Raw genomic sequence first — 10,857 nt, forward strand, 5'->3', positions numbered from 1 at the left:
TTGTCAGGCCGTGATCACGTAAACATCTCACCCGCGGCTGCCTTGCGAGTCAACAGCTCAGGTGGGTCGAAACGGGCGCCGTATGTCGTCGCGAGTTCGCGGGAGCGTGCTGCGAAAGCGCTTAGCCCGTAGGCGTTGACGTACTGCAACGCGCCGCCGTGCAGTGGCGGGAAGCCGATGCCGAAGATCGATCCGATGTTGGCATCCGGCACCGACCGGAGCACGCCCTCGTCGAGACACTTCACCGTCTCGAGCGCCATCGCGAACAACATCCGCTCCTGCACATCGATCAGCGGTACGTCGTTGTCACGGGCAAAGTGATCCCACAGTCCTGGCCACAAACGCTTCGGCCCGTCCGCCGGATAGTCGTAGAACCCGGCACCCGCGGCCTTGCCGCGCCGGCCGAACTCGTTGACCAGCCGATCGGCAACCGCCATCCCAGGATGCTCGTCGAAGGCCCCGGCGCTGTCACCGGCCGCGCGAGCGGCGTCGCGGATCTTCTGCGGCAGCGTCAGCGTCACCTCGTCGAGCATCGCCAGCGGCGGCGCCGGGAAGCCGGCCTGGGTCGCGGCCCGCTCGATCATCACCGGGTCGATTCCCTCGGCAACCATCGCAGCGCCTTCCATCACCAGCGTGCCGAAGACCCGCGACGTGAAGAACCCGCGGCTGTCGTTGACCACGATCGGCGTCTTCTTGATCTGCCGTACGACGTCGTACGCGCGGGCGATCGCCGCGTCGGACGTCTTCGAACCGACGATCAGCTCGACCAGTGGCATCCGGTCGACGGGCGAGAAGAAGTGCATGCCGATGAAGTCGTCCGGCCGGTCGATCCCGTCGGCAAGCGAGGTGATCGGCAGCGTCGACGTGTTCGAGCAGAACAACGCGTCCGGCTCGACGACATCGGCGATCTCCGCGAACACCTTCTGCTTCAGACCCGCGTCCTCGAAGACCGCCTCGATCACCAGGTCGCATCCGGCCAGATCGTTCGGGTCCTGAGTCGGCGTGATCCGGCTGAGGAACTCCTCGACGTCGTGGGCGGAGAGACGCCCCTTCGCCACCTGCTTGGCCAGCAGCTTCTCGGAGTACTCCTTGCCGCGCGCCGCCGCCTCCAGCGAGACGTCCTTCAGCACGACCTCGATGCCCACCTTGGCGCACACATACGCGATCCCCGCGCCCATCATCCCCGCACCCAGCACCCCGACCTTGCGGGCCGAGAAGCGCGGTACGTCGGCCGGCCGCGACCCGCCCGCGTTGATCGACTGCAGGTCGAAGAAGAACGCCTGGATCATGTTCTTCGCGATCTGACCGGTGGCGAGCGAGACGAAGTACCGCGACTCGATCCGGGACGCCGTGGCGAAGTCGACCTGCGAACCCTCGACCGCGGCGCTCATGATCGCCCGCGGCGCCGGGTACGGCGCGCCCTTGAGTTGCTTGCGCAGATTCGCCGGGAAGGCAGGCAGGAACGCGGCCAGCTTCGGCGACGACGGCGTACCACCTGGGATCTTGTACCCGTCCCGGTCCCACGGCTGCTTGGCGTCCCCGTCGTACGACGCGACCCAGCGGCGCGCGGCATCGAGCAACGAGTCCGCGGGCACGACCTCGTCGACGATCCCGACCGAGAAGGCGTGCGCGGGCTTCATCCGCTGGCCCTGCAGCAGCACCTTCATCAGCGCGTCCTGCAGGCCGAGCATCCGGACCGTGCGGGTCACTCCCCCGCCGCCCGGCAGCAGGCCGAGCGTGACCTCGGGTACGCCGAGTTCGATCCGATTGTCGTCGGCAACGATCCGGTGATGGCAGGCGAGCGCGATCTCGAGCCCGCCGCCGAGCGCCGATCCGTTGATCGCGGCAACGACCGGAATGCCCAATGTTTCCAGGGCTCTGAGCTGCCGCTTGACCTCCTCGACGGTGTCGAACACCTGCGCCGCGTCCGAGGGCTGGATCTGCGACAGCATCTGGAGGTTGCCGCCGGCAAAGAAGGTTGACTTGGCGCTGGTGATGACGACACCGCGCAGCGAGTCCTTCTCGGCCTGCAGCCGCTCGACGGCCGCGCCCATCGCCGCCAGGTAGGCGTCGTTCATGGTGTTCGCCGAGGCGGACGGGTCATTCAGCGTCAGCGTGACGATACCGTCGGAGTTGGTCCAGTCGATCATGCCGCAAGCCTCTCGATGATCGTCGCGACGCCCATCCCGCCGCCGACGCACAGGGTGGCCAGTCCGTAGCGGAGCTCGCGCCGCTCCAGCTCGTCCAGCAGGGTTCCGATCAGCATCGCGCCGGTGGCGCCCAGCGGGTGACCGAGGGCGATCGCTCCGCCGTTCACGTTCACCTTCTCGTGCGGTACGCCGAGATCCTTCATGAAGTGCATGACCGCCGCGGCGAACGCCTCGTTCATCTCGAAGAGATCGATGTCCGAAGCTTCCAGACCGGCCCGAGCCAAGGCCTTCCGGGCGGCCGGCGCCGGTCCGGTCAGCATGATGGTCGGGTCCGCCCCGCTGACGCCGACGGACACCACCCGCCCGCGAGGCGCCTGACCGAGCGCCTCCCCCGCCTTCTCATTGCCGATGGCAACCAGCGCGGCGCCGTCGACGATCCCGGACGAGTTGCCCGCGTGATGCACGTGGTCGATCCGCTCGACCGTCAGGTACTTCTCCAGCGCGACCGAGTCGAAGCCACCGTGCTCACCGATCGCCGCGAACGACAGCGGCAGCCCCGCGAGCGTCTCGACCGAGGTACCCGGCCTGACGAGCTGGTCGTGGTCCAGGATCTGCAGGCCGTTGCGATCCGTCACCGGTACGACGGAGCGGGCGAAATACCCGTTCGCCCAGGCCTTCGCGGCACGCGCGTGCGACTCGGCGGCGTACGTGTCGACGTCGGTCCGGGAGAAGCCGTCGATGGTCGCGATCAGGTCGGCGCTGATGCCCTGCGGGATGAAGCCGGTGTCGAGCGCCGTCTCCGGATCCATCGCCCACGCGCCGCCGTCGGAGCCCATCTTCACCCGCGACATCGACTCGACGCCGCCGGCGAGGACGAAGTCCTCCCAGCCGGAGCGCACTCGCTGCGCGGCCTGGTTGACCGCCTCCAGCCCGGATGCGCAGAAGCGGTTCAGCTGTACGCCGCCGGTCGTCTCCGGATAGCCGGCCATCAGTACGGCGGTCCGCGCGATGTCCATGCCCTGGTCGCCGATCGGCGTCACGACCCCGAGTACGACGTCGTCGATCGCGGTCGGGTCGAGATCGGGATGCCGCGTCCGCAGCTCCTGGAGCAAGCCGGTGATCAGCTGGATCGGCTTGACCTCGTGCAGCGCGCCGGTCGGTTTGCCCTTGCCGCGCGGGGTCCGGATCGCGTCGTACAGAAACGCTTCACTGGTCATACCGCCGATTGTGACAGTTGTACTGTCATGATGGTCAAGTGGGGGTCGTTATGATCTCGGCCATGTCGGATGTCCCGGGGGACGACGCCACCCTGACAGTTGACGAGCTGTCGGCCCGCGTCGGAATGACTGTGCGCACGTTGCGGTTCTACGCGGGCCGGGGCCTGATCCCGCCGCCGATCAGACGCGGGCGGGTCGGGTACTACGGACCCGAACACATCGCCCGTCTCGATCTCGTCCGCGAACTGCAGGCGCACGGGTTCACGCTGCAGGCGATCGAGGGGTACCTGGACCGGATCCCGGTCGACGCGACCCCGGAGGACATCGCGCTGCATCGCACGCTGCTGACGCCGTGGATGCGCGACCTCCCGGAGACGCTCGACCGGACGGCGCTGGTACGGCGTACCGGCCGGGACCTCAGCGACGACGACATCGAGATGCTGGTCGCGCTCGGAGTCGTCGAGCCGACGCCGGACGAGGACGTGTTCCAGGTCGCGACCGCACACCTCAGCCTCGGCGTCGAGCTGCTCGACCTGGACCTGCCGGTCGAGGCCGTGCTCGACGCCGGGCGCATCTTCACCGAGCACGGCCGTGCGCTCGCCGAGGAACTCACCGAGGTCTTCCGCACCAAGGTCTGGCCGCACTACCGGGACTCCGGCGGCCCGCCCGAGCACATCCAGCACCTGGTCGAACGGTTCAAGCCCGTCACGATCCAGGGCCTGGTGCTGGCCTACGAGCGGGCCGTCGGCGAGACGCAGCGCGACACGATCCGCCGCACCCAGAGCAAACCTCGTTAGGAGTTCGGGACCCGCAGGTAGGTCAGGCCCCGGAGGTCGAGGTACGTGTCGTTGGGCGTGGTGACGACGCGGAGCAGCACAGAGTCGCAGCCCGGGCAGCGGGCCACCATGCCCGGAGCATCGACGAAGACGTGGGACTCCGCGAAGACGGTCGTGTGGCCGCAGCCGTTGCACTGCGCGATGGCCGCGGTCAGATCGACGGCGAACAGCTCGCTGAGCGATCCGGCCGCCGCGTTGCCGTCCAGGTAATTGGTCTCACTCACCGCTAGCCTCCTGTCGGTCCGAATCGTTCTGTCCTGACGCGCGCCGGATCGTGTCCCGCCGCGACCAGCAGATCCGCCACCGTCTCCACGAACGGCGTCGGCCCGCACACGTACGTCGTACCGCCGTCCTCCGGCTTCAACGCGTACTGCGAGATCACATCAGCGTCGATCCGCCCGACCCGCGACTCCCCGGCCGGCGCATCCCGCGTGTAGACGAGGTGTACGTCGACGTCGTCCGACGACGCGAGTTCCTTGAGGTCGCTCACGTAGATCACGGACTCCGGACGGCGCACGGAGTACAGCAAACGGATCGGCGTCGTGCTCGAGGCGTCCGCGTGCGCACGCAGCATCGCCCGCAACGGCACGACACCCGAGCCGCCGCCGATCAGCTGCACCGGCCCCTCCTGCTCCGGCTTCCACACGAACCAGCCGCCGACCGGTCCGCGGATCTCGAGCGGGTCGCCGACGGTCAGCACGTCGACCAGGTAGGGCGACACTTCGCCGCCCGGCACCTGCTCGACTGTCAACTCGATCGTCGACCCGCTCCAGGCCGACGCGATCGAGTACGACCGCGATGCGCGGTACCCGTCCGGCGCGGTCAGCCGTACGTCGAGGTGCTGGCCGGCGGCATGCCCCGGCCAGTCCGGTACCTCGAGCACGATCGTCCGCGCCGTCTCGGTCTCACGCCGTACGTCGGTGACCGTGGCGACCTGCCACGTCAGTCGCCGGCGTATCGCTGTTCTTTCCATGGGTCTCCGTACTCGTGGTAGCCGGCCGTCTCCCAGAAGCCGAGGTCCTCGGTGTCGGACAGCACCAGGCCGCGGACCCACTTGGCGCTCTTCCAGAAGTACAGGTGTGGGACGAGGAGCCGGACCGGTCCGCCGTGCTCGGGGTCCAGCGGCTCACCGTCGTACTCGTACACGATCCAGGACTGCCCGTCCAGCAGGTCGTCCATCGGCACGTTGGTCGTGTAGCCGCCGTAGCTGTGCGCCATCGCGTAGTCGGCGCCGGTCTCGACGTCGGCGAGCAGGGTGTCGAGCGAGACGCCCTTCCAGGTCGTCTGCAGCTTCGACCACCGGGTCACGCAATGGATGTCCTTGGTGATCTCCTCGGCCGGCAACGCCATCAGCGCGGCCCAGTCCCACTTGTACTGCTCACCCGTCTCGCTGGTGACGGTGAACTCCCAGTGCTCCGGCAGCAGGTGCGGAGTCGGCCCGGCTGACAACACCGGGAAATCCCGCGTCAGATACTGCCCGGGCGGCAACTCGGTCCCGTCCCTGTGCCGACCCGTGAAACCTGGCGACACGATGCCCATGCCGACCTCCCTCGGTGTGCCGTGGCGCAGACCACTCAGGACTAGACTGCTGTCTTTCGTGCTGCCCCGGACCACGGTAGCTTCCTGAGCCGCGACCTGCCCGGAGGAAGCCCTGATGAGCGAATCGTACGACGTGCGGCCTGTGGTTGTGAGCAGCCCGGTCGACGAGTGAGGATCGCAGAAACGGGTACAGGGGTTTATCGAGCAACGTCCGCGTCGCCCGGCGCGGACCAGTTGGCAGGACCATTCAAGGCACAGGTCGCAATGACCCAGGCGATCGTTTCCCGGCCGCTAGAGTGGAGTATCCGCCTAGGGGCGGGACGATCGTGGACGGGATGCGTGAATCTGGACCGCAGCGCCAGGGTGTGGGGCGCGATCAGGGCCGGCGCCGAGGGCGCGCCGCCGACGCTGCAGCATGCGGTGCGTGCCTGCGCGGAGGCTATGTCCGCGGTCGGTGCCGGTTTCGCCATGACGCCGAACGGCACCGGATGGGAGCCGTTGCTCGCCAGCAGTTTGGTGGCCGCCGAACTGGACGACGCGCAGTTCACGCTCGGTGAAGGACCGACCGGCGACGCGCTGCACCGAGGTGCGCCGGTGCTCGCGTCGGACCTGACCGGGGTCGGCGACGGTCGGCGCTGGCCGATGTTCGGGGCCGCCGCGGTTGAGCGCGGGGTCAACGCGGTCTTCGCGTTCCCGGTCGGCCTCGGCGCTGCGCGGGTCGGCGTACTGACGGTCTATCGGGGCGAACGTGGTCCACTGGCCGCGGACGTCCTGCAGGACGCGTTGGTGTACGCCGACGCCGTACTCGTCCTGGCGCTGGACGAGCGCGGTGGTGGGCACGGCACCGACGCGGATCAGCTGATCGCGGCCGCGTTCACCGCTCGGCGTGCCGAAGTACATCAAGCCGCCGGAGTGGTCGCGGCACGGCACCGCATCAGTGTCACCGACGCGCTGGCCCGCCTGCGCGCATACGCCTACAGCAGAGGCCTGCCGTTACCGGACGTCGCCGCCGAGGTGATGGCCGGCCGGCTGAGCCTGGAAATCGACGAACCGCCGAGACCGAAGGAGACGGGCTCTCAGCATGCCGAGTTGGACCAGGAGGAGGACTCGTGAGCACATCTGACCGGAGAGTGCGGGAAGTGTTCATCGAATTGTCCGACACTCTCGTCGCCGACTTCGACATCATCGATTTCCTCGACCGGCTGGCAGCGAATTGCACTGAACTGCTGGACGTGTCGGCCTGCGGCATCCTGCTCGTCGACCACCAGGGCGCGCTGAACCTGGTCGCGGCGTCGACCGAGCAGGCCCGGCTGATCGAACTCGTCCAGCTGCAGAACCTCGAGGGCCCGTGCCTCGACGCGTTCAACACCGGTCGCGCGGTGGAGTACGCCGATCTGCACGACGGCGACAGCCCGTGGCCGAGCTTCACCGCGGCCGCCGTCGCGTCCGGGTACCGCTCGGTCCAGGCGCTGCCGATGCGGTTGCGCGACACGACGCTCGGCGCGGTGAACCTGTTGAACCGCAACACCGGGCCGCTGTCCGAGGACACGATCGTGCTCGGACAGGCGTTGGCTGACGCGGCAACGATCGGCATCGTGCACCAGCGGGCGATGGCGCGGCAGGAGGTTGTCACCGAACAGCTGCAGTCGGCGCTGAACAGCCGGATCCTGATCGAGCAGGCCAAGGGCTACCTCAGCCACAGCCTGTCGCTCGGCGTCGACGAGGCCTTCGGCGTACTGCGTTCGTACGCGCGATCCACCAATCGACGCCTGACCGACGTGGCGACCGACGTCGTCGAGGGGCGGATCACGCCGCCTGCCTGATGCCGGCCTGATGTGAGTCGAGCGATCGCTTCAGTCGAATGCCTGATCCCGCCCCCGGTCTGGCCATGCCCGGGTCTGCTGACTACTCTGAGTTCACCTGTCCAGGTAAGCCCCAGACCCAGGCGCGCCGGACCGCGTCACGCCACTGGGAGGGGTTGGCCTGGCACGGCCCTCAGCACCGGTCGCACCCACCGAGCCGCTGACCGACGGGCGCAGCTCCCGCCGCACTGCGCCTCCTGCAGTGCGGTGCGGCGGGACCTCACGTTTCTACGGCTTGATGGCCCGGGTGGCGAAGTACCCCGGCATGTACTGCGCGGTTGCGTCCGCGTGGTGCGGGGTTTCGTCGAAGTGGGTGAGGATGAAGCCGGCCGCGAGCTGGCCGCCGATCTGCTCGGTGAGTGAGTGGCTGTATTCGATCGGGCCGGTGCCGTACGCGCGCTGCCGCTCGTCGTCCGGTAGGTCGAGGCTGCTGAACGGGATCTGGTGGCGTACGACGAGCTCGCCCCGCTCGTCCATCGCGGTGACGTCGAAGATGAAGACGTCTGGGTTGAGGAACCCGGCCATCAGGATTCCGCCTGGGCGCAGTACGCGGAACGACTCGCGCCAGACCGGTGCGAGATCGGGGCAGAACACGTTCGACACCGGGTTGAAGACGACGTCGAAGCTGGCGTCGGGGAACACGCTCAGGTCGCGCATGTCGCCGAGCACGGTCCGAATGGCGAGTCCCTCGCGGTCCGCAACCTCTCGGTCGCGATCCAGCTGCCGTGGCGAGTTGTCCAACACCGTCACGGTGGCCCCCGCCGCCGCCAGCACCGGCCCCTGCTGCCCACCCCCGGAAGCCAGACACAACACGTCGGTCCCCACCAGCACCTCCGGAAACCAGCCACGCGGCACCGCGTCGTACCCGATCAACACAACCGACCAGTCCCCCGCCCGCGCCCGAGCAATAACCTCCGCCCCCGCCGGCCGAGTCCACTCGTTACTACCCGCAACCTCCCGATCCCAGGCCTCACGGTTGTACGCCACAACATCAAACTCATCCATCACAACCCCAAACCCTAAGGTGCTGTGAGCACCCGATGCGGGTGATTTTCGGTTCATGCGACGCGCAGTGCTGCCAAGTACCGACGGCAGTTCCCGACGTCGACCACGCGACCTCAGCATGTTGACAGGCACCTCAACCCGCCGCCTCGCGATCCTCGTCAGCCCCGACCGAAGTTCCACCGGACTGAGGTCCACATGCCTCGGCAACCGTGCCATCAGCGACGACGACGCGCGCCCCCAGTCGAAGCACCAGCAACATCAGCAGCCAGGATGCCCGGAACCGGCAGCCCACTTCCTGCCACCACACCAAGGTCAGCGATCTCCTTCTCCAAGCCAGCCTTCAGGCCAAGCCCTCCCAGGTAACTCCAGGCCGCTTGACGGCCAACCGATTCACGGCGGAGCAGACGCCACCGGTCAATCGGCGATAGCCAACAACGCGACTGTCCCGACCCATCGACGACGCCACTCAGGCGAGAGCCTCCACTGAGGGCCGACCCCGCCAGCAGCCATCAACGACACACCGCCGTGCCAACTCCGGCCGACACGACCAGCTGCGCAGCACCACGCGATCACCGAATGCGGCTCGGAATCGGCGCTCGACGGCTACACCCCGGTACGCCGGACGTCGCCTCCGTCGGCACCACCCGCAACCGTCCCACATAGACGCGGCCAACTCGTGTCACGCCGTCGGCGTGCGCGACCCATCAGCACCAAGCCATGGGTGAGCGTGTCGTCTGCACCTAGCTCGGGATCAATTGCTTGGCGTGCGGTTGGGCAGGCGGTGCGTCCCGGTCGGACCGACCTCGAACCTGAAGCCGTGCGGTGTCGTCCACTCCAGCGTCTTGTGGTCAACGCGCCGGACATCCCACCCGCGGGCATGCGTCTTCACCCGATGAGCAAACCGACTCAACGGCGCCAGGTTCCCGGTGCTGGTCTGCCCGGCTGGGCCGTACGGGTCGTAGGGCTCGATGTGATCCAGATCGATGCCACGATGGGACTCCCGGGTCCCGTACGGGAACAGCTCCACCGGGTAGGTCAGCCGTACCCGTTCCCGGATTCGCGCCGGGATCTCGTAGGCGTCGACGCTGACGGCGTCGTTGAGGTCGATGACCGGCTTGACCGTGTACGGCCCATGCCCGACAAGTTCGGTGAGCTGCTCGGCCAGCAACGGACCGATCCCCTCGGCGCGCAGCACCCCGGTTCCGGTGGCCAGGGTGAGGTCGGTGAGGTGCACGAAGACCTCGGTCTGCCCGGGACGCATCTGCCCAGCCGGGCTTGCACTGCGCGCGGCGCTGGCCGGGTCCGCATTGGTCGCGGGGTTTGCGTAGGCGTCGCGTTTGATCTGCGCAAGGCGCGCGTCCAGCGCTCGCTGAGCGGCGGCGTCCATCGGCACGCCCTCGTCGGGCTCCCTGCGCGGACCGGGGACATATCCCGGTAGCCGACTGTCGAACGGATCACTCGGCGGGTCAGGATCGTACGGTCCGACGCCGTCTTCCAACGGAGGCTCCCGCAGTTCCACGGGCTCAGCCATGCGATCGTCACCGCCATCCGGGCCCTCGTACGGCGGGCTTGTCGGGCGCACCTGGAGTCCGTCGCGAGTCAGCTCGGCCGACGTGGCCCGCGTTGGCGGGGTGTCGTCCCAGTGGTCGCCCGGGCTGTCGTACGGCGGGTGTGTCGGGCTCATCGCATCGCCATCACGGGCCGGGTCTGCGGACCGGCGCGGTGCGTCAGTCGAGCGGTCACGCGGGCCGACGTACGGCGAGCCTGTCGAGCCCGCCGCGATGCCGCCGGGGGCCGGGTCCGGCGACGTCCACGGTGTGTCGTTCGAGCTGTCGCGTGGGCTGAACGCGGCGGGCGCGATGGATGTACTGCGGTCCGTTGCAGGCGATCGCGTATCCGGGGATTGGGTGTCTGTGTTCGGGGCCTGCAAGCCAGAGGCCGCTGGGGAGTTCGCCTTGGACGACCGCCGAGCAGGCGTCGAGGCCGGACTTGAGGTGTCGCCGGGCGCGGTGTCGGCAGGTGCGGTGTCGGCGGGCGCGGTGTCGGCGGGCGCGGTGTCGGCAGGTGCGGTGTCGGCAGGTGCGGTGTCGGCAGGTGCGGTGTCGGCAGGTGCGGTGTCGGCAGGTGCGGTGTCGGCAGGTGCGGTGTCTGTGGCGGTGTCTGTGGCGGTGTCTGTGGCGGTGTCTGTGGCGGTGTCTGTGGCGGTGTCTGTGGCGGTGTCTGTGGCGGTGTCTGTGGCGGTGTCTGT

General features: G+C 68.4%; 11 protein-coding genes. 4 read left to right on the plus strand and 7 right to left on the minus strand.

What is annotated here, in order from left to right:
• Window positions 1-14 precede the first annotated feature (14 nt).
• Together ABT313_RS23910 and ABT313_RS23915 are read right to left on the minus strand one after the other, a co-directional pair.
• Entirely contained in the window at window positions 15-2,150 is a 2,136-nt protein-coding gene (locus ABT313_RS23910) for a 3-hydroxyacyl-CoA dehydrogenase NAD-binding domain-containing protein (RefSeq protein ID WP_350857745.1), read from the minus strand.
• The gene (locus tag ABT313_RS23915) at window positions 2,147-3,367 is read right to left on the minus strand and encodes an acetyl-CoA C-acetyltransferase (protein WP_350857748.1); all 1,221 of its coding nucleotides are present in this window, start codon (window positions 3,365-3,367) and stop codon (window positions 2,147-2,149) included. The genes ABT313_RS23910 and ABT313_RS23915 overlap by 4 nt, the downstream gene beginning before the upstream one ends.
• 62 nt (window positions 3,368-3,429) lie before the next feature.
• Here ABT313_RS23915 and ABT313_RS23920 point away from each other — a divergent pair, with 62 nt between their 5' ends.
• Complete coding sequence (locus ABT313_RS23920) at window positions 3,430-4,164, plus strand: MerR family transcriptional regulator (protein ID WP_350857751.1); 735 nt, start codon at window positions 3,430-3,432, stop codon at window positions 4,162-4,164.
• Here the strand turns inward: ABT313_RS23920 and ABT313_RS23925 are convergent.
• The 3 genes from ABT313_RS23925 to ABT313_RS23935 are packed head-to-tail and all read right to left on the minus strand — an operon-like array spanning window position 4,161 to window position 5,742.
• Entirely contained in the window at window positions 4,161-4,427 is a 267-nt protein-coding gene (locus ABT313_RS23925) for a DUF6510 family protein (RefSeq protein ID WP_350857754.1), read from the minus strand. The two genes, ABT313_RS23920 and ABT313_RS23925, sit on opposite strands and share 4 nt — an antisense overlap.
• Window positions 4,428-4,429: 2 nt before the next feature.
• On the minus strand, window positions 4,430-5,176 hold the full coding sequence (locus tag ABT313_RS23930) for a ferredoxin reductase (protein ID WP_350857757.1): 747 nt from the start codon (window positions 5,174-5,176) through the stop codon (window positions 4,430-4,432).
• On the minus strand, window positions 5,146-5,742 hold the full coding sequence (locus tag ABT313_RS23935; RefSeq protein ID WP_350857760.1) for a sulfite oxidase-like oxidoreductase: 597 nt from the start codon (window positions 5,740-5,742) through the stop codon (window positions 5,146-5,148). The genes ABT313_RS23930 and ABT313_RS23935 overlap by 31 nt, the downstream gene beginning before the upstream one ends.
• Window positions 5,743-6,081: 339 nt before the next feature.
• Between ABT313_RS23935 and ABT313_RS23940 the strand changes: the two genes are divergently transcribed.
• Entirely contained in the window at window positions 6,082-6,855 is a 774-nt protein-coding gene (locus ABT313_RS23940; protein ID WP_350857763.1) for a GAF and ANTAR domain-containing protein, read from the plus strand.
• Window positions 6,856-6,881: 26 nt separating this feature from the next.
• Window positions 6,882-7,565: a GAF and ANTAR domain-containing protein gene (locus tag ABT313_RS23945; protein WP_350857766.1), complete on the plus strand. Its 684-nt coding sequence runs from the start codon at window positions 6,882-6,884 to the stop codon at window positions 7,563-7,565.
• Between the two features lie 267 nt (window positions 7,566-7,832).
• On the opposite strand, the gene ABT313_RS23950 is transcribed toward ABT313_RS23945, so the two are convergent.
• Together ABT313_RS23950 and ABT313_RS23955 are read right to left on the minus strand one after the other, a co-directional pair.
• Window positions 7,833-8,609: a class I SAM-dependent methyltransferase gene (locus ABT313_RS23950; protein WP_350857769.1), complete on the minus strand. Its 777-nt coding sequence runs from the start codon at window positions 8,607-8,609 to the stop codon at window positions 7,833-7,835.
• Between the two features lie 751 nt (window positions 8,610-9,360).
• Window positions 9,361-10,293, minus strand: coding sequence for a hypothetical protein (locus ABT313_RS23955; RefSeq protein WP_350857772.1), 933 nt, complete (start codon window positions 10,291-10,293; stop codon window positions 9,361-9,363).
• Between the two features lie 133 nt (window positions 10,294-10,426).
• Between ABT313_RS23955 and ABT313_RS23960 the strand changes: the two genes are divergently transcribed.
• Window positions 10,427-10,857: hypothetical protein (locus tag ABT313_RS23960; protein WP_350857775.1), on the plus strand; the 431-nt coding region annotated here is incomplete at its 3' end.

It is taken from the genome of Kribbella sp. NPDC000426, from assembly GCF_040300265.1.
GTDB lineage: Bacteria > Actinomycetota > Actinomycetes > Propionibacteriales > Kribbellaceae > Kribbella.

What these genes read in the sequence shown, in the direction of transcription:
- ABT313_RS23920 (WP_350857751.1), top strand. Translation starts at nt 3,430, where the DNA reads ATGTCGGATGTCCCGGGGGACGACGCCACCCTGACAGTTGACGAGCTG.
- ABT313_RS23955 (WP_350857772.1), bottom strand. Translation starts at nt 10,293, where the DNA reads ATGAGCCCGACACACCCGCCGTACGACAGCCCGGGCGACCACTGGGAC.
- ABT313_RS23910 (WP_350857745.1), bottom strand. Translation starts at nt 2,150, where the DNA reads ATGATCGACTGGACCAACTCCGACGGTATCGTCACGCTGACGCTGAAT.
- ABT313_RS23950 (WP_350857769.1), bottom strand. Translation starts at nt 8,609, where the DNA reads ATGGATGAGTTTGATGTTGTGGCGTACAACCGTGAGGCCTGGGATCGG.
- ABT313_RS23915 (WP_350857748.1), bottom strand. Translation starts at nt 3,367, where the DNA reads ATGACCAGTGAAGCGTTTCTGTACGACGCGATCCGGACCCCGCGCGGC.
- ABT313_RS23930 (WP_350857757.1), bottom strand. Translation starts at nt 5,176, where the DNA reads ATGGAAAGAACAGCGATACGCCGGCGACTGACGTGGCAGGTCGCCACG.
- ABT313_RS23935 (WP_350857760.1), bottom strand. Translation starts at nt 5,742, where the DNA reads ATGGGCATCGTGTCGCCAGGTTTCACGGGTCGGCACAGGGACGGGACC.